The 18,138-nt window shown below is 67.1% G+C and carries 14 protein-coding genes; 2 read left to right on the top strand and 12 right to left on the bottom strand.

Annotated elements, in window-relative coordinates; all coding sequences use genetic code 11:
• Nucleotide 1 precedes the first annotated feature (1 nt).
• From fadD32 to glf, 11 genes are all read right to left on the bottom strand, one after another.
• Entirely contained in the window at nucleotides 2–1,906 is a 1,905-nt protein-coding gene (fadD32, locus tag GAA2_RS00940) for a long-chain-fatty-acid--AMP ligase FadD32 (protein WP_006438285.1), read from the bottom strand.
• 261 nt (nucleotides 1,907–2,167) lie between these two features.
• Nucleotides 2,168–3,178 carry an LLM class F420-dependent oxidoreductase gene (locus GAA2_RS00935; protein WP_006438284.1) on the bottom strand — a complete coding sequence of 337 codons (1,011 nt, stop codon included), beginning with the start codon at nucleotides 3,176–3,178 and terminating at the stop codon, nucleotides 2,168–2,170.
• 181 nt (nucleotides 3,179–3,359) lie between these two features.
• On the bottom strand, nucleotides 3,360–4,367 hold the full coding sequence (locus GAA2_RS00930; protein WP_006438283.1) for a cutinase family protein: 1,008 nt from the start codon (nucleotides 4,365–4,367) through the stop codon (nucleotides 3,360–3,362).
• A gap of 1 nt (nucleotide 4,368) precedes the next feature.
• On the bottom strand, nucleotides 4,369–4,917 hold the full coding sequence (locus GAA2_RS00925) for a DUF732 domain-containing protein (protein ID WP_006438282.1): 549 nt from the start codon (nucleotides 4,915–4,917) through the stop codon (nucleotides 4,369–4,371).
• Nucleotides 4,918–5,147: 230 nt separating this feature from the next.
• Nucleotides 5,148–6,617 (bottom strand): alpha/beta hydrolase-fold protein, encoded by a 1,470-nt coding sequence (locus GAA2_RS00920; RefSeq protein WP_191834657.1) that lies wholly within the window; start codon nucleotides 6,615–6,617, stop codon nucleotides 5,148–5,150.
• A 271-nt stretch (nucleotides 6,618–6,888) separates the two neighbouring features.
• On the bottom strand, nucleotides 6,889–7,878 hold the full coding sequence (locus GAA2_RS00915; RefSeq protein WP_191834656.1) for an alpha/beta hydrolase: 990 nt from the start codon (nucleotides 7,876–7,878) through the stop codon (nucleotides 6,889–6,891).
• 395 nt (nucleotides 7,879–8,273) lie between these two features.
• On the bottom strand, nucleotides 8,274–10,391 hold the full coding sequence (gene zomB / locus GAA2_RS00910) for a flagellar motor control protein ZomB (protein WP_191834655.1): 2,118 nt from the start codon (nucleotides 10,389–10,391) through the stop codon (nucleotides 8,274–8,276).
• Nucleotides 10,378–11,304 carry a decaprenyl-phosphate phosphoribosyltransferase gene (locus GAA2_RS00905; RefSeq protein WP_024498801.1) on the bottom strand — a complete coding sequence of 309 codons (927 nt, stop codon included), beginning with the start codon at nucleotides 11,302–11,304 and terminating at the stop codon, nucleotides 10,378–10,380. The genes zomB and GAA2_RS00905 overlap by 14 nt, the downstream gene beginning before the upstream one ends.
• Nucleotides 11,301–12,059: a phosphatase PAP2 family protein gene (locus GAA2_RS00900; RefSeq protein WP_191834654.1), complete on the bottom strand. Its 759-nt coding sequence runs from the start codon at nucleotides 12,057–12,059 to the stop codon at nucleotides 11,301–11,303. Before GAA2_RS00900 ends, GAA2_RS00905 begins: the two co-directional genes overlap by 4 nt.
• On the bottom strand, nucleotides 12,040–13,983 hold the full coding sequence (locus GAA2_RS00895) for a glycosyltransferase (RefSeq protein ID WP_191834653.1): 1,944 nt from the start codon (nucleotides 13,981–13,983) through the stop codon (nucleotides 12,040–12,042). The genes GAA2_RS00900 and GAA2_RS00895 overlap by 20 nt, the downstream gene beginning before the upstream one ends.
• Nucleotides 13,984–15,192, bottom strand: coding sequence for a UDP-galactopyranose mutase (gene glf / locus GAA2_RS00890; protein ID WP_006437672.1), 1,209 nt, complete (start codon nucleotides 15,190–15,192; stop codon nucleotides 13,984–13,986). It lies immediately after the preceding gene.
• A gap of 86 nt (nucleotides 15,193–15,278) precedes the next feature.
• On the opposite strand from glf, the gene GAA2_RS23335 reads away from it, so the two are divergent.
• Together GAA2_RS23335 and GAA2_RS00880 are read left to right on the top strand one after the other, a co-directional pair.
• Nucleotides 15,279–15,647: a hypothetical protein gene (locus GAA2_RS23335; protein WP_316249311.1), complete on the top strand. Its 369-nt coding sequence runs from the start codon at nucleotides 15,279–15,281 to the stop codon at nucleotides 15,645–15,647.
• A gap of 310 nt (nucleotides 15,648–15,957) precedes the next feature.
• Nucleotides 15,958–16,644, top strand: a complete 687-nt coding sequence (locus GAA2_RS00880) for a GAF and ANTAR domain-containing protein (protein ID WP_191834652.1) — start codon at nucleotides 15,958–15,960, stop codon at nucleotides 16,642–16,644.
• Here the strand turns inward: GAA2_RS00880 and GAA2_RS00875 are convergent.
• Complete coding sequence (locus tag GAA2_RS00875) at nucleotides 16,641–18,128, bottom strand: SpoIID/LytB domain-containing protein (RefSeq protein WP_191834962.1); 1,488 nt, start codon at nucleotides 18,126–18,128, stop codon at nucleotides 16,641–16,643. The genes GAA2_RS00880 and GAA2_RS00875 overlap by 4 nt on opposite strands.
• Nucleotides 18,129–18,138 lie beyond the last annotated feature (10 nt).

The following is an 18,138-nucleotide window of genomic DNA, read 5'->3' as shown; positions in this document are numbered from 1 at the left end:
GCTATTCCGCCGCGTCCGGGAACGCCGTCTGCTTGTAGCCGCCGCGCAGGCTGCCGTCGATGTAGGCGGCGCGGGTGGCCCGGCGGGCGATCTTGCCCGACGAGGTGCGCGGGATCGAGCCGGCGGGAACCAGCAGGACGTCGCGCGCCATGACGCCGTGACGCTGCGCGATGGCGGCACGCACGGTGTCGGCGACCTCCTGCGGATCGGCCTTGCGACCCGGGCCGCGCTCGGCGACGATGACCAGCTGCTCGGAGGCGTCGTCGGGGTCGGGAGTGAGGCCGCTGCCGGCGAACTCGAAGACCACGGCGGGCAGCTGGTTCGCCGGTACCGAGAAGGCGGCGACGAAGCCCGGACGCAGCGCGGTGCTGGCTTCCTGGGCGCTGTACTCGAGGTCCTGCGGGTAGTGGTTGCGTCCGTCGACGATGACCAGGTCCTTGACGCGGCCGGTGATGTAGAGCTCGCCGTCGAGCCAGACACCGTAGTCGCCGGTCCGCATCCACAGGGCGTCGGCCGGGGCACCCTCGGCATGGCTGTTCTCCGCCAGCGGCGAGACGAGCTTGTTGTGGAAGGTCTCCTCGGTCTCCTTCGGCTTGTTCCAGTAGCCGGCACCGATGTTGAGCCCGTGCAGCCAGATCTCGCCGACGTGTCCGTCGGGCTGCTCCGTCGCCGTCTCCGGGTCGACGATGGTGGCCCATTGGCTCACCGCGACCTGACCGCACGACACCTGGGCGACCGCGTTCGGCGCACCCTCGTCGACGACGGTGAGCTTGCCCGCGTTGAGATCGTCACGGTCGACGTAGATGACCTTCGCCTCGTTGTCGCGCTGGGTCGCGGAGACGAAGAGGGTGGCCTCGGCCATGCCGTAGCAGGGTTTGATGGCGGTCTTCGGCAGGCCGTGGGGCGCGAAGGCCTCGTTGAACTTCTTCATCGAGCTGACCGTGACCGGCTCCGAGCCGTTGATCAGGCCGATGACGTTCGACAGGTCGAGGGTCTCGCCCTCCTTGGGCAGACCGCGCGCGGCGGCGTGCTCGAAGGCGAAGTTCGGGGCCGCGGCGTAGGTCTCCGCGCCGTCGGCGGCCGCGGCGAGTTCCTTGATCCAGCGGCCGGGCCGGCGGACGAACGCCTGCGGGCTCATGATCGTGATGTAGCGGCCGCCGAGCGCGGGCAGGATCACGGTCAGCAGACCCATGTCGTGGAACATCGGCAGCCAGGTGACGCCACGCGCGTTGCGGTCGATCTGGATGGTGTCGGAGATCTGCAGGACGTTCGCGGCGACCGCCTGGTAGGTGATCTCCACGCCTGCGGGGACGCGGGTCGAACCGGACGTGTACTGCAGGTACGCGACGGTGTCCTTGTTGTGGTCCTGGCCCGCGACCGGGGCGACCCAGCTCGACCCCACCGAGTCAGGCACCGCGTCGACGGCGATGACGCGCGGGCGCTCCTTGGCCGGCAGCGGCGCGAAGAAGTCGCGGACCGCCTCGGCGGACTTGGTGGAGGTGAGGATCGCGGTCGGCTTGCAGTCGTCGAGGACGGCGTGCAGACGATCGGTGTGGCCGGGCTCGTCGGGCGAGAACAGCGGCACCGCGACGGTGCTGGCGTACAGCGCGGAGAAGAAGCCGATCACGTACTCGAGCGACTGGGGCGCGAGGATCGCGACACGATCGCCGGGCTTCGTCACCTGCTGCAGGCGTGCGGCGACAGCGCGCAGGCGCTTGCCGAACTGCGCCCAGGTCAGGTCCTGGGCTTCACCGTCACGCTCACGGCTGTAGTCGATGAACCGGTAGGCCAGCGTATCGGCCTGCTCGCGTACGTTCTGCTCGACGTAGTCGACAAGCGTCGCTTCCTCGGTGAACGAGATGTTGCCCGTTTCGTCGAGAAAGTCTTCGAGTTCAGTCTTCAGCATTCATTACTCCTGTGGCCCCCTCGTGGACTCCCCCCACGCGAGTGCAGTTCCCCGGTGACGTCCTTCGGCGACAACACCCGGCGTTTCTGCCATCCACGTCCTGTGCCGACCGCGGGATACGGTAGCGCACGTCCAGTTACCCAACGAAAAAATTGTGATCGTCATGCTCAGCTTTGAAAAAGCGTACGTCGGCTCGGTGACGCACACCCGCGGGTTGACGACCCACCACCTCGCGGTTCACCGGCGAGACAGACGGTCATCCTACTCCCCCTTCAACTGGGCCAGAACGGGCGCAAAGGCGTCCATCTGGGTCGGGAAGACCCCGACGTAGGACATGGTCGTGCGGCGGCGGACCTCACGGATCTGATCCGCGATCTCCTCGAAACTGCCGATCGCGATGTACGGCGAGGACAGCACGTCGTCGACGGTGAACTCGGTGTCGTGCGCGATGTTCGGCGGATAGCCCTGCTCCAGGGCCTTCAGCGCCATCCCGGCGGTTGCCACGCGATCGTCGGTGATCACGGTGACGGCGATGGTCCAGTTCAGCTCGATGTCGTCGAAACGGTCACCCGCGGCCTGGCGGATGCGGTCGACGCGCTCGGCCGTCTTCTCGATGGTCATGTCCGACAACTTCATCTTGCCGTCGGGCGTGGTGCCCGGGGCGACGGAGATGATGTCGGCGTGCTTGGCGGCGAGCGCCAGCATCTTGGGTCCGCCACCGCCGACCGCGATCGGCGGCCGCGGTCCCTGACGGGGTCGCGGGCTGCCCTCGAGGCCCTTGATCTTGTAGAACTCGCCGTCGAAGTCGACGGTCTCGCCGCGCATCAGCCCGTCGAGGATGACGAGTGCCTCGCCGAGCCGACGGATACGGACACCCGGGGACTCGAACTCGATCCCCGCCTTGTCGAATTCTTCCTTCATCCAGCCTGCGCCGATGCCGAGTTCGAGTCGCCCCTTGCTCAGCACGTCGATCGTGGTGGCCTCCTTGGCCAGCAACGCCGGGTGACGCCAGCCGTTGGCCAGCACCGAGGTCGCCAGGCGGATGGTGCTGGTGGCCTGAGTCAGCGCACCGAGCGCGGCCAGCGGACCGACCTGGTTGCCCAGGTGATCCGGCACCGCGAACGTGTCGTAGCCGTATTCCTCGGCGGTCTGGGCCAGCTTGACGAACTTGCGGGCACCACCCTCGTCCTTGTTGCCCTCACCACCCGCACCGAATCGGAATGGACGCAGACCGGAGGAGCTGCCACCCGCATCGTTCGGGGGTTGCGTCATCGCTGTCCTCTCCTCGTGTTCCGGCCGTCGAGGGACGCCGTGTGGCATCTCCTGTGTCGATCGCCCGGACGAACGCCGGGCCAGCCCAACACGTTAATGCAGCGTGACGGCCCCGCAAAACGAATCGGTGGTGTCGGCAGCAGGGTTACAGCAAGTTGACGGACTGCGGGACACCGAGGGGTCAGCTGTGCTTCGGACGCGGGGCGTCGTCGATGAGGCCCTTGGCCCACGAGTACATCCACTGTGTCGCGGTCTGACCGTCGTTCTCCCAGTGCCGTGGCGTGGCGTACATGGCGTGGATCGGGTTGTTCGCGACGTTCGCCAACTTCGACACGGCGGCGAGCGGATTGAGGACCGTCGGCGAATCGCAGATGAGATCACCTGGCGCACATATGGACTCCACACGGTCCTCGAGATCGCCGAATCCCCCGTCGCGTGGACCGGTCATCGTGATGCCCGGGACGATGTTGCCCATGCCGCCGAGCGCGATCTCGGCACCGACACCGTCGGGGCTGGGATCCACGTCGTTCTGCTTGCCGGGCTGGCGACGCCCGTCGGCGATGAGCCCGACCCCGAGAACGAGATCCTGGTCACCGTCGGCGAGCACACCCCGGCCGTTGCCGATGTTGCTGGCGAGATCGCCCGCGATCACCGCCCCCTGACTGAACCCCATCAGCACGTAGTTCGTGAGCGGGCAGCGTTTGTTGGTGTTGATGATCTTTCCGGCCGCACGCTTGTAGCCCTGGGTGCGCGAGACGTTGTAATCGGCCTGACGGTCGGCGAGATTCGTCGGATTCCGGAACTGCGCGGTGTACGGCACCGTGTAGATCTCGGTCCGCGACGAATCGAACTGCTCGGACAGCCCCCGTGAGATTCGCAACATCAGCGAATTCGGATTGGCCGTCGGCGTGTACGGGTCGTCTCCGGCGCTCGACTCCCAGGTTCCGGGGATCACCACCGTCAGCACATCGGGACAGTCCGCGGGCTGCGCCTCGGGACGTTCCTTCGTCGGAGTCGACGGCTTCCCGGGACCGATCGGCGGCGTCGGTCCCGGCTTCAGCCAGACCAGGACGAGCAGGACGATGAGCACGATCGCGATGACCGCGAGCGCGAGCAGCAACAGGGAGAACTTACCCAACCGCCGGGCGGGGCTCTGCCGAGCGCGGCCCGCGGTGCGTTTGGCCATCACGTCAGCAGTAGTGCTGTTCTGCCGCGCGGATCACCTTGTCCGCCTTGATGTTCGCCTCTTCGACGGTTTTGGTGCCCGGCCCGACCGAGGCGGTGACGAAAGCCTTCACCATGCCCGGATCGGTGCCCTTCTGCCGGGCGCCGCAGACGTACTTCGCCATGGTGAGCGCGACGGAGTTGTCGTTGTCCCCCATGAAGGTCACGTTCGCCGCCTTGAGCGCACCGAGGTAGGCACGCGCCTTGTCGTCGAGCGGCGCTCCGCTGGGACCGGGGAAGCTGTCCGGGACCTTGGTGCTCGGGTTGGGTCCGGTCTCGGGCAGCTTCGAGGTGCCCGACGGCGCGTCTGACACGGCCTTGCTGGGCGACTCGGCCGATGCCGAACCCGGCGCACTCGCGGACGATCCCGCGGCCGAGTACAGCGACGTGGTGGTGACCGGGTTGTTGGTGATCGGTGCACTGGCCGTCGAGTCGTCCGAACAGGCCGAGACCGAGCCGAGCGCGAGAGCGAGGCCCGTCACGGCCAGCACCAGCCGAGCACACTTCGTTGTCATCGCCACTTCCTGTCGAACCTTCTATCCAGCCGGACGCGACGCAGTCGGACACTGCATCGCACGCCCCGTCAGGCTACCGTCCCCGCACACCCCGACGATCCCGCTCACGGGCGCGACCTGCACGAACCCCTCGATTCCTCAGCGAAGTCTCAGCAGGTGCACACGTGCGGTCGAGGTTCGACCCGCACTTGAGGCCCCGATCACTCCAGAACCCATCACCTCAGAACCCATCACTTCAGAACCTTGCTGCCGTCCTTGGCCGTCCAGGTGATGCGGCCGTGCTCGAAGTAGTTGACCCGACCCTTGCCGTCGCGGGTCGGCTCCTCGTTGCTCAGCGGCTTGCCGAGACGGCCCCCGGGGCCGCCCGCGGCCACATAGGCACCGCCGATGGCGCCGGTGACGATCTTCGGACCCTTCGGACCGGTGAAGATGCGGCCGTTGGCGAAGTCCTGGGCCTTGCCACCGGGCACACCGTAGGACGGGGTCAGGCAGCCACCCAGATCGCCCTTGTTGGCGTCCCAGAGCTTGCGGAATGCACCGTCGACGCGGCAGGCGACCGCATCACGCGAGAGGCCGAGGGCAGCCGCAGCCTGCGGCCATGCCTGCATCATCTCGAACTCCCAGTACGGCCAGGTGTGCGTCCCGGACGGACGGTAGACCGCCTGACCCGGAATTCCCTTGCGGTTCAACTGGATTGCGAACTGCTGGGACGTGACGCGGCTGAGCATCTCCAGGCCCACGCCGGAGTAGTTGGTCGCCAGCATCGGGATGTCCGACGGCTTGTCGTGCGGGCCGACCATGCCGTTGCCCGAGGAGACGTACAGGCTCGTGCCCTGCAACTTCTCGGCCAGCACGTACGGGTCGTGTTCCTTCCAGGCCGGGTCCGAGGGCGGTCCGAACATCTTCATCGAGTCGTAGCCGCCGCCGTCGCGCACCGCGAACTGGATGGCCTGCGGCATGCCGAAGGAGCTGAACTGCAGGATGCCGGAGAACGACGCCGCGAACTTGTAGAACCCGGGGTTACGTGCGGCGAGCATCATCGCCGCCGAACCACCCATCGACAGACCCTCGATGCCGCGGACGTCCGTGGATCGCCAGTCGTTCTCGAGGACGGGCGGCAGTTCCCGCATCAGGAACGTCTCCCACTTGTAGTTCTTGCCGCGGTCGGGTTCCTTCCAGTCGGTGTAGAAGCTCGACTCACCGCCGATCGGCAGGATCACGTTGACGTTCTTGTCCTTGTAGAAGTCGACGATCTTGGTGTTGATGATCCAGCCGCTCTGGTCGTCCTGCGCACGCAGACCGTCGAGCATCGTCAGCTGGGGGAACTTCTCCTTGGGCTTGGCGTGCCAGTCACGCGCCAGGAGGATCTGCACCTGGATGTTGGTGTTCATCGACGGCGAATACACCCACAGGGCGACCCGGCGGTCGGTGTACCAGTAGGTGTTGGTCACCTTGCCGGGCGGGACCGGGGCCGCCGCCGGAGCCGGAGCCGGCGCACGGGGCGAGGCCGGGGGTGCCGGCGCCGCCGAGGTGGGAGGTGCGGCCGGAGAAGCCGGAGCCGGGGCCGGGGCCGGCTCGGCGCCCGCGAGGCCCTGGCCGACGACAAGCGTCAGCACGGCCACGATGGCCACCACGACGGCCATCGCCGTTCGCCAGGCCACTCCGACACCGAACGGTCGTGAACCACTGTTTCGCCGCATCACTCTCCAGAACTCCTTCGCCCAAGTACAACGGCGTCCGCACATCCTGACCGATTCCCCGTCAGTCACAACTGCATCATCAATACCAAACGCCTCAGGAGTTTCTTACACGGGATTGATGCCCGGTGTCCGAACGCCACGCTGTGACTCATGGGATTTGTGTGACAGTTGATACCGACGGCGCGGGGAGCTCTGCATGACACGACGACGCCCCGCCCGGGATTCCCGGACGGGGCGTCGTGATGGCCGTGTCAGGCCGGACCGGTGCCGATCAGCGGAAGAATCCGCGGTTCTTGGCGTTCCAGACCATGTCCTGCCAGTAACCCCAGGCATGGGTGCCGTTGGCGTAGTACGTCATGAGCGGCACGCCCTGGACGAATGCGGCGGCCTCGAAGGCCTTCGACTGGGTGAACGCCAGCAGCTCCAGCGTCGAACCCTTGAACAGGTCGTCGAAGACGTTCGGCAGCGCGTTGTACCGACCGAAGAGTCCGTTGCCGGATCCGACGAAGAGCTTCATGCCACGCATGTTGCCGATGTTCCAGAAGGGATCGTTCTGGAACCAGCGGATGCTCCACGGCGGGCCCCACATCGCGTCGATGTTCCACGGCTTGGGATCGACGTCGAACATGGCCAGCCGCAGCGCGGTACGCATACCGGGGGCGCTCAAGAAGTTGTAGCCCGACAGGGAGCCGGCACGGTCGAAGTTCTGACGGTTCTGCGCGCCGATCACGAGGGCGGCATTACCGCCCATCGACAGGCCCATGATGGCGTAGCGCTTCGACGGCCCGACGCGGTAACCGCGCCGGTCGAGCTCGCGGACCAGAGTGTTGGTGATCACGCAGTTCCAGCGGTACCGGTAGGGCTGACCGTTGAAATTGCTGGGCGCATCCCAGTCCGTGTAGAAGCTGGCGGGTCCACCGATGGGCTCGACGACGTTGACGCCGGACTTCACCATCTCCTGGATGTTGGTGTTGATCTCCCAGCCGCTGTAGTCGTACTGGGCGCGCATGCCGTCGAGCATGATGACGGTCTTGTAGTTGCCGGGCCGCTTCCACGCGCGGACCTTCACATTCGGCATCCCGCAGCCGTTGACCCAGAACTCCTGCTTACCGACCTGCGTCCCGCCGATGCGGGCGCTGGCCTGTCCGGCGACGACTCCGGTCAGCCCGACAACTGTCAGCACGGCGACCAGTGCGGCGATGAGCCGGTTACCGATCCGGCCGCGCGCTGGCCTGCTCGCCTGGGTGGCAGCTTCACGCATGTACAGAATCTCCCTCTTCAGCCGGTCGAGCTGCGGATTCTCGTATCCCGCCGGTCCCGTCCGGTTCTAGTGCGTCTCACATCTCTCGGCGCCGGCACAGTGCCGGCGCGACGATGGTTACCGAGCCGATCTCGCATGCGATTCGCCGTCGGCGAGCCTATGCGATGCCCCCCGGCGTGACAAACCATGTGATTGCGATCACAACCCCGTCACCGACGGTGTCGCGGCACTCCCGGACACCTCGGTCACGAACGAACTATCGGCCCCTGAGCCCGGGACGTTACCGATCCGAGATGTTCGGTGGCAAGTCCTCAGCACAGAACACGTGTTCTCTGTGCATTTACTTGGGTTCGTGTGCCAAGGTCGCGCGCACCCGCGTGAAGACGGATGTCCGACTATCCCGGGTTGACCGGCGGGGGCATCTCCAGACCGCACCGGGCGATCTCGTACTCCGGCTCGCGCTGAATCCGGTAGCTGTTGAACGTGAACGCCTGCTTCAGGTTGTGCTTGAAGCGGCTGAACGACCACGGCGCCTCGAAGGAGGCGAACCGGTCCTTGGTCTCGGGGCACTGGAGGGCCACCTGCGCCTGACGGACGAGATCCTCGTCGAGGTATCCCGGCAGGACCGGCTTGCGCGGGTACGCCCCGGCCTCGGCGACGACCCATTCGCTCGGCAGGATCTTGTCGTGTCCGATGCGGCCGTCCTCGAGTCGCTCGGTATGAGCGGCGAGCGGGTACGCCAGCCCCATCTGGTCGATGACGCGGACGTCGAGCGGCGCGTTCATGCTCGTCATGCCGAGGTTGAGGAAGTAGACGGTCACCTGACGCTTGGCGCCCTGCGGCATGACGGCGGGAAGTTGCGCGACGTACCACTCGTCGTAGTTGAACGACGGCAGGATGACGCCGCCGTCCTCGTGGTACTTGTCGATCTTCTCGACCATCGCACTCATGCGCGGGTAGGCGAGGTAGTCCTCGGCGGTCACCGGGTTCTCGTTGCCCATGTTCGTCACATAGAAGCGACGTTCGTCGACGATGCCGCTGCGCCCGATGTCGATGCCGGCGTTGGGCAGCACGTTGGCGTACGTGCTGATACCCCAGATCAGGACTGTGACCCACAGTCCGGCCATCGCGACCGCGCCGGCCAGACCGGCGCGGATGCGACGGCGTTCGGCCGCGGACACGGTGACGGGTTCCGGATCGTCGTCGATGACGGACTTCTGTGAGGCACGACGCCCGAACACGGCACCGAGGTGCGCGGGGACCGTGAGCGGCACGACCATCAGCGGCAGCAACGTCACGAAGAGCGGCACGAGCAGCACCCGACCGTGCATGAAGTCGCCGCCCTGACGTATCCAGTAGACGACCAGGATGAGACCGGCGACCACCACGACGGACACGACCGCGGTCGACGACTGCAGCCGAGCCGACAACGCGGCCAGACGCGAGCGCCACGTCACCGCCTCCAGGGAGACGGTCGGGGTCTCGTCGGCCGCGTCCGCGTTTCGCTTGGCGTCCGCGCGCAGACGGGCACCGACGACCAGGATCACCCCGGCGACGACGGCCATCACGACCGGCAGCACCAGCACGTAGGGGCCGAACAGGTTGGTCAGATAGGAGAAGCCCTGCTCCCACTTGGCGCCGCTGGCGTCCTTCGCCACAGCGGGGTTGGGGACCAGCAGGGCGTAGTAGCCCATCCGGAAGATCTGGTAGCCCACCGGTAGGGCGCCGGCGACGAGGACCACGCCGAGGCGCATCTTCCAGCCCAGGGGCGCGAAGAAGACCAGGACCAGCACGAGACCGCCGAACACGGCGAGCTCGGGACGGATCAGCGGCGCCAGGCCGGCGGTGAAGGCCAGGGCGAGCGTCGCCGCCGCTGCGCGGGGTCCGGTGTGGGGACCGCGCCTCGCCCAGGCCACCAGCTGACACCACAGCACGGCGGCCCAGAAGATGCAGAGACCGTTCTCCAGGCCGCTCGTCGCGAAGTCGCGGGCCGGCGGGATGGCGACGTAGATGATGGCGCCGAACGGGAGGAGCAGGGTCCAACCGTCACCGGTGATACCTCCCAGACGCTTGCCGTAGAGGCGTGCGCTGCCGTACATGGCGATCGGGATGGCGGCGACCGAGCAGACCAGCGCCACCCAGAGCGCGACGTACTCGAGCTGTCCGTCGGTGATCCAGGCCCAGAACCACAGCAGATAGGTCCACGCGGTCGAGGTGTTGGCCTCCACGCGCTCACCCGCGTTGAACACCGGTCCGTTGCCGGCGAAGAGGTTGCGCAGGGTACGCAACACGATCAGGCCGTCGTCGGCGATCCACCGGCGCTGCCAGGCGCCGATCGCGAAGAACGTCGTGACGGCGACGGCGCCGATCAGGAAGCTGACCGCGGCGAGACGACGCCGGCCGAGACCCACCGACGACTGCGGACGATCCGTGGTGCGGGGATCTACGACGGTGTCGGTTCCACCTTCTGACCGGACACCGTCAGTGGACTGCAGACCGTCAATTGACTGCATAGACCGCGACACCCACGCATACTAACCAGGCCACGGCCAGCAGCTGCAGTACACGGTCGCCGAGGGCGATCTCCTCGGGTTCGCCCGCCGCGCCACCGTCGACGTCGACGGCGTAGCGCAGGATCGCGACCGTGAACGGCACCATCGACACCGCGTAGGCGACGTTGCTGTCGTGGCCGTTGTCACCGCCCTTGTCGAACGCCCAGAGTCCGTAGAAGATGACCACGGCCGTGGCCGACAGTGTCCAGACGAAGCGCAGGTAGGTCGTGGTGTAGTACTGCAGCGCCTTGCGGATCTTGGCGCCGGTGCGCTCGGCGAGTTGCAGTTCGGCGTACCGCTTACCCGCGGCCATGAACAGCGAACCGAAGGCCATGACCAGCAGGAACCACTGCGAGAGCTCGATCTCGGCGGCCACGCCACCGGCGATCGCGCGCAGCAGGAAGCCCGACGACACGATGCAGATGTCGATGACTGCCTGGTTCTTCAGACCGAAGCAGTAGCCGAGCTGGATGACGAGATAGATCGCGATGACGACCGCGGTCTGCCAGTTCGCGAGGAACGCGACGCCGATCGAGCCGGCGAGCAGCACCGACGCGAGCGCGTAGGCCAGCGGGACCGGGACCACCCCGGCCGCGATCGGCCGGAACCGCTTGGTCGGGTGATTGCGATCGGACTCGACATCCATGGCGTCGTTGACCAGGTAGATGCTCGACGCGGCGAGGCAGAACGCGATGAAGGCGATGCCGGCGTCGGCCAGCACCGACAGCTCGGTGATGTTGCCGGCCGCCAGCGGTGCGGCGAGCACCAGGACGTTCTTCACCCACTGCCGCGGACGGATCGCCTTGATCAGCCCGGTGGTCAGGTTCTTCGGCGGCCCGGCGACCTTCCCGTGCTCGATCGGCTCCTCGCTCATGCACTCTCCCTGTGTCGTGTCACCCGCGCGATGACGGGGGACGCGGCGAGTCGCAGCGGCCCGCCGGGCACTGCGGCCGTGAGGCCGAGCCGCGTCAGGACGCGCGCCGCGCGACGGGCACGTCCTGAGGCCGGAGCATTCCGGGTGGGTTCGAGCAGCACCTTATCGCCCGCGATGACGGCCGCTGCGCCCGCGGCACCGATCGCGGCGCCCGCGGTGACGTCCGTCGGGTAGTGAACACCGAGCACCAGGCGTGACAGGAGCATCGGCGGCACGAGTGCGGCGGGCAGCACCCTGGCGTCCCAGCCCGCCGCCCGGCCGATGAGGATCGCGGCCGCGGTGGTCGAGGTGGCGTGCGACGACGGGAAGCTCAGCTTGCTCGGCGTGGACACCCCGATGTCGATCGCGGGATGTGCCGGCCGCGGCCGGCGCACGATGCGCTTGATGATCACCGACGCCGCATGCGCGCCGAAGGCACCCACGCCGGCTTCGATCCACAGCTGCTGGGAGCGCACGTCGCCGCGGGCACGCGCCAGCGTCCAGCCGGCCCCGGAGATGGCCAGCCATCCCAGCGCGTGCTCGCCGAAGTGCGACAGACCACGCGCCGCCGATCGCACACCCGGACGGGAACCGATGCCCGACTGGATGGCGACGAGGACCTTCTCTTCACCCGCGAGGGGTCTGGGGGCGTGGTCGGCCGGGAGCTTCATCGACTCGTCGACCTCCACCTCGGGACTACTCGATTCCGAAGACAACCGCCCAGCTCTCCTTACTGGTCAACTCACGATGTGCGGCACGGTACTGCTGCTTCATGTCGCCGAACTTCTCCTGAAGCTCCTTGATCAGCGCGAAATGCTCACGTGCGAGAGCGATCATCTTCTCGCGATCACGCTGCCGGTACACCACTCCCCGGCCGTCGGCCGTGGTGACGGTGACACCGTCGACGCGTCCGAGCGAGAACCAGCGCGCCTCGATCGGCGGGTAGTTCGCCTGCGGCACCTCATGATGCCGGGGGTCGGCGGGCCGGGCGTTGTTGACCACCGCGGCGGTCAGCGCCTTGACCTTGCTGATCGGGTTCAGGGGGATCGCCGTACCCAGATGCGTCGCCTCGCCGGACGTCCGCGGCAGCTCGGTCGCCGACGGCAACACCACCGCGTCCGGGTACTCCTTGCGCATCGCCGCGACCTTGGGCAGCGCGGTCGGCAGCAGGCTGCGGATGTGCTCTGGACCGGCGAGGAAGTCGCGGATCGCCTCGTTCTGGATTGCGACGGTCGAATACTCAAGGCACAGAAGATGTTTCGCGGTCGCTTTGGTCATCGACCGCAGGATGCCCTTGATGGGTCCGTCATGGTGGATCGACGCGACGACGAGACGGTTGCGCAGGTGGAAGTACGCCTGCCAGTCGATGGCGTCGTCCTTGTCGCTCCACGCCATGTGCCAGATCGCGATGCCCGGGATGGTGGCCGTCGGGTAGCCGGCCCGAGCCGCGCGGAGCGCGAACTCCCAGTCGTCCCACTTGATGAACAGCGGCATCGGCAGGCCGACGGTCTCGGCGCACTCCCGGGGGATCATGCACATCCACCAGCCGTTGCCCTCGACATCGATCCGGCGATGCAGGTTCTTCGAGTTCTTCCGGTCACGCAGCGGGTGTTCGGAGAAGTTGTGGTCGTACTCGACGAACGGCGCCGCGGTCCACATGAAGGTGTCGCGGCGGATCACCTCACCCATGCAGTGCAGATGACTGCGGTCCTGCAGGTTGAGCATCTGCCCGCCGACGAGCATGGGGGACTTCGCGAATCGCGACATCGCGAGCGCGCGCAGGATCGAGTCCGGCTCGATGGCGATGTCGTCGTCCATGTAGAGGATGTACGGCGAATCGGTGAGTCGCAGCGCCTCGTACATGATGCGCGCGTAGCCGCCGGAACCGCCCAGGTTGCCCTGGTCGAAGATGTGGAGACGATCTCCGAGAGCCGCTGCGGCCTCAGAGTATCCGGGCTCGTCGACCACCTTCTTGGTGCCCTGGTCGGGCATCATGACCGCGTCGATGACCTCGTCGACCATCGGGTCGGAGGTCAAGGCGGCCAACGCATTCACCGCGTCGGTGGGACGGTTGAAGGTCGGGATGCCGACGGTCACCCGCTTGGTGTCGGCGTCGGAGGTCGGTGCATCGATCGGCGAAAACCAACCGGCGGAGACGATCTCGGTGTCGGTGTCGGTGGTGATGTCGAACCAGATCCAGCCACCGTCCTCGAAGGGGCCGAGGTCGAGCTCGAACTCGGCGACACCGCGGCCGTTCTCGTCGGTGGCGATCAGGTCGCCACCGATGCCGATGCGCGAACCGTCGATCTTGGAGCGGTAGAGGTCGACGCGAGCGGTGCCGACCACCTCGACGCGCAGCACCACCGAATCCAGGATGCTCCAGCGTCGCCAGTAGGCGGCCGCGAAGGCGTTGAAGTAGGTCTCGAAGCTGACCTCGGATTCGCCGCCGAGCAGCACCGACGTCCGGCTCGGCGCGTGCGCCCGCCGGTGATTGGAGTCCGACTCGAGCAGGTACAGCGACCGCACGTCGAGCGGCTCACCCGGGCGCGGGAAGATGACGCGCTGCAGAAGGGATTTCGCCTTCGACGGCCCGGTGCCCGCCTCGGGGATCTCGGACTGGTTCACGGGGGTCACCGTCATCTATTCGGCTCCTGCGGGGTCGGCCACCAGCGGCGCACCGTCTCGCAGATGCGGCGCCAGGGTGTTGTCGAACATGGTGAGCGCGCTGGCGATCGCCATGTGCATGTCGAGGTACTGGTAGGTGCCGAGACGACCACCGAACAGGACGTTGGCGGCGGCGGTCTCGGTGCGGGCGAGCTCGCGGTAGGCGGACAGCATCGCCCGGTCCTCGGCGGTGTTGATCGGGTAGTACGGCTCGTCGTCATCCTTCGCGAAGCGGCTGAACTCGCGCATGATGACCGTCTTGTCCGTGGGGTACGAGTCCCGTTCGGGATGGAAATGACGGAATTCGTGGATTCGGGTGTACGGCACGTCGGCGTCGTTGTAGTTCATCACCGGGGTCCCCTGGAAGTCGCCGGTGTCGAGCACCTCGGTCTCGAAATCGAGTGTGCGCCAACCGAGTCGGCCAGCGGAGTACTCGAAGTAGCGGTCCAGCGGCCCCGTGTAGACGACCGGCGCGTCGGGGTTCTGCGCGCGCAGTTCGTCGCGGACGGCGAACCAGTCGGTCGACAGGCGCACCTCGATGCGCTCGTCGGCGGCCATGTTCTCCAGCCACGCGGTGTACCCGTCGACCGGCAGGCCCTCGTACTTGTCGTTGAAGTACCGGTTGTCAAAGGTGTACCGCACCGGGAGGCGGGTGATGTTGCCCGCGGGCAGTTCGGTGGGATCGGTCTGCCACTGCTTGGCGGTGTAGTGCTTGATGAACGCCTCGTAGAGCGGCCGCCCGATGAGGCTGATCGCCTTCTCCTCGAGGTTCTTGGCGTCGGCGGTGTCGATCTCGCCGGCCTGCTCGGCGATGAGCTTGCGCGCCTCGTCGGGCGAGAAGTAGCGGCCGAAGAACTGGCTGATGAGGCCGAGCCCCATCGGGAACTGGTAGGCCTGACCGTTGTGCAGCGCGAAGACGCGGTGCTGGTAGTTGGTGAAGTCGGTGAACTGGTTCACGTACTCCCACACCCGGTCGTTGGAGGTGTGGAACAGGTGTGCGCCGTACTTGTGGACCTCGATACCGGTCGTCGGCTCGGCCTCGGAGTACGCGTTGCCACCGATGTGGTTGCGCCGTTCGAGCACGAGGACTCGTTTGCCCAGCTGGGTGGCCGCCCGCTCGGCGACGGTGAGACCGAAGAATCCGGAGCCGACGACGATCAGGTCATATCTGCTACTGGTTGCCACGGGTCCTCAGGGTAACGGACCCACCCTGAGGATTCGCCGAGCCACGGGGGACGGCGTTCCGTTGCCGGGTACCGCCGCGTGCCGCGGTGCCCGACATCACCGACATCGTGGCGGTGGTGCCCGCCCACAACGAGCGGGCACTCCTCCCCTCTTGCCTCACCGCACTCGACGCCGCGGTCGCGGGAATTCGAGTATCGGTGCAGGTCATCGTCGTGCTCGACTCCTGTGACGACGACTCCGCCGGGTCGGGTGCCGACGCTTTCGTCGGCATCATCACGCCGGACGGCTTCGACGGATGGCCGCCGGGCACCGCGACGACGTTCGCCCGCGGCTACGACGCCCGGCCCGGGCACCAGAACGTGCACGGAGCGAACCTGGGGGTGCGTGCGAGCGCCTACGCCGCCCGGGAGCTGGCCACCGCCAGTGAACGGCGATCACTTCGCCGTCCGGGGTGAGTGCGGCGGGAAGCCGGGCGATCAGCCCGGCGGGTGCGTCGAGGAGTATCCGCAGTTCGGCGACGACGTCCATGCAGCTCTCGCCAGATCGCCGCTGATCGCCTCGACGTCATACTCGGACGCCGGCTTCCGACTCGATGTTCTCCGATCGTCACCCGAACGGTCGGTTGCGCAACGAGAAGGACTCGTCGATTCCACGGAGTTATACGATCCGGCATAATGAGTACCTCGACAATGGGTGTTTTCTTTCCTGCGCTCAGCTGTCGGTCCAGCTGAGACGCGTGGAACGCGGTCTCACTAGGAGGCAGGAGTGACCGAGTTGGCGGATTTCGGAGCGCAGATGACGCGCATCGCCGGCGAGATGCGTAAACAGAGTGACGACACCGAGACTGCAGTGCGTGCGATGACCAAGTATGCGGTCGATGCGATCCCCGGCGCCGAATACGCGTCGGTCACGCTGGTGTCCGGCGGTGTGATCGAGACACCCGTGATCGTGGGCGACCTGGGCGGTGAAGCCGACGATCTGCAGCGCCGGCTCGGCGAGGGTCCGTGCATCCGCGCAGCGATCGACGACGTGACCGTGTGGATCGACGACTTGCACACCGACGAGCGCTGGCCGCGGTTCGCCGCCGCCGCAGCCGACATCGGAATCCGCTCGATGGCGTGCTTCTTCCTCTACATGGATGGTGACGACTTCGGCGCGCTGAACCTGCACAGCACCCGACCTCATGCGTTCACGTCCGAAGCACGACTCCTCGGCGAGCTGTTCGCCGCTCACGCCGCCACCGCGTTCGGCGCCATCCAGGAGAAGCAGCAGCTTCGAGCAGCACTCAGCTCGCGCGACATCATCGGTCAGGCCAAGGGCATGATCATGGAGCGCTACAAGCTCGACGCGAACGAGGCCTTCGCACTACTCGCCCGCCTGTCTCAGGACACCAACACCAAACTGGTCGACGTGGCGGCCCAGATCGTCGTGGCGGGTCCGGAGACCTCCTAGCGCAGTTCGTCTTCCGCCGGGAATCCCAGCACCGGGATGCCGCCGCGTTCCTGGAATCGCTCGAGACCCTTGCCGGCGAGGGCGCGTGGCCCCGTCGCGGGCGTGAAGAACATCATGCCCTTCTCGAAGATCTGCGTGACGCCCGCGGCGTCGGGGGTCAGGGTCGGGAGTCCGATCGCCTGTCCCAGCGGTCCGGTGATCCCGCCGAGGTCGGTCACCTTGCCGTCCATCGCCGACGTGGCGAGCTCGAGGAACTGTGACGTTCCGGGGATGATCTGCTCGACGAACTGGCCGAAGCTGCCGAAGTCGAGTCCCTGGGATGGCCCGGAAGGCCCGGTGGGCGGCTTGACGACGCGCGGCGCCGGTTGCCCCTGCACCGTGAACCAGGACGACTTCAGTTTCAGCTTGGTGCGCGCCTCTTCGCCGGTGACCTCGGCGGTCCCGCCGGAACCCACCGCGCGCACCTTGAGAGCGCGGCCGTGTTCGGCTCCGAGTCCGTTGGCCTCGACCACCTCGAAGCTCCGGAGAGCCCCGACGCCGAAGGCGGCGCCGATGCTGCCGGCCGACACGGTCGCGGTCCAATTGTGGTTGGGCGAGACCGTGTCGCCCTCGTCGGGCACGGCCGGGAACCGGCCGCCGGCCGAGAAGCCACCCGTCGAGGCGGAGAACTCGGTGAACGCCGGCTGCCCGTTCTGCAACAGGATCTGGCCGGCGGTCGCGTCGGCCGCGACATTCGTCCGGCGGTCCTCGCCGGCCACGCCGCCGTAGACCTGGGAGTTCTGGGTGTCGTCGATCTTCTTGCCGCCGGCGATCGCGGCGAGCGCATAGGTCCGCGCGGCGACGGCCTGCGCCTGCAGAGCCGCGGCGCCGCCGGAGTCGGCCCAGGCCGGCAGGCTCTCCCGCGGGATGACGCCCTTGACGTAGTCGTCGATGTGGATGCGGTTGACCACACGTCCACCTTCGAGGCCGAGTGCACCTCGGTAAGCCTTCTCGGAACCACAGAACTTGAGGAACTCGGCCGCGGGCCGGTTCGGCAGCATGCTCAGCGGTTCGACGAACGATGCCGGAACGGAGCGGATCGTGCCACCGCCGCAGCCGCTGCGGATGGTGGCGGTGCCCCCGGACAGGCTGACCGCCTGTCCGGGAGCCACCGTCTGACCTCCGACGCGCATTCCGGCGTCCGCATGCACATTCACCGAGTTCTGACCCGTGAGGGCCACGTTGATCTCGGGCCTGTCCACCTTCCCCGCGGTGGTTCCACCGTAGAAGTGGCGCAGGATCTGCTGTGCCGACCAGCCCTTACGGGCGTAGCCGTACGCACCCCATTGCCCCATTCCGCGGCCGTGGCCATGACCATGTCCGATCAGCGTCACCGTCGACCCGACCGAGAGTTCGACCCCGGGGGTCGATTCCGTTGAACCCGCAGCTACGAGTCCACCGGCCAGCAGTGCGGGCGCGAGCCCGGCCGCAGCCCAGGTCAGCAACTTTCCGTGG

The sequence above is a fragment of the Gordonia ajococcus genome, from assembly GCF_012974285.1.
Classification (GTDB): Bacteria; Actinomycetota; Actinomycetes; order Mycobacteriales; family Mycobacteriaceae; genus Gordonia; species Gordonia amicalis.
Note: the sequence above shows the minus strand (reverse complement) of the source record. Positions and strands in the feature narration are given on the sequence as shown.

Coding starts and splice junctions, on each gene's coding strand:
- GAA2_RS00920 (WP_191834657.1), bottom strand. CDS start 6,617: ATGCGGCGAAACAGTGGTTCACGACCGTTCGGTGTCGGAGTGGCCTGG.
- GAA2_RS00905 (WP_024498801.1), bottom strand. CDS start 11,304: ATGAGCGAGGAGCCGATCGAGCACGGGAAGGTCGCCGGGCCGCCGAAG.
- GAA2_RS00915 (WP_191834656.1), bottom strand. CDS start 7,878: ATGCGTGAAGCTGCCACCCAGGCGAGCAGGCCAGCGCGCGGCCGGATC.
- GAA2_RS00935 (WP_006438284.1), bottom strand. CDS start 3,178: ATGACGCAACCCCCGAACGATGCGGGTGGCAGCTCCTCCGGTCTGCGT.
- zomB (WP_191834655.1), bottom strand. CDS start 10,391: ATGCAGTCAATTGACGGTCTGCAGTCCACTGACGGTGTCCGGTCAGAA.
- fadD32 (WP_006438285.1), bottom strand. CDS start 1,906: ATGCTGAAGACTGAACTCGAAGACTTTCTCGACGAAACGGGCAACATC.
- GAA2_RS00895 (WP_191834653.1), bottom strand. CDS start 13,983: ATGACGGTGACCCCCGTGAACCAGTCCGAGATCCCCGAGGCGGGCACC.
- GAA2_RS00925 (WP_006438282.1), bottom strand. CDS start 4,917: ATGACAACGAAGTGTGCTCGGCTGGTGCTGGCCGTGACGGGCCTCGCT.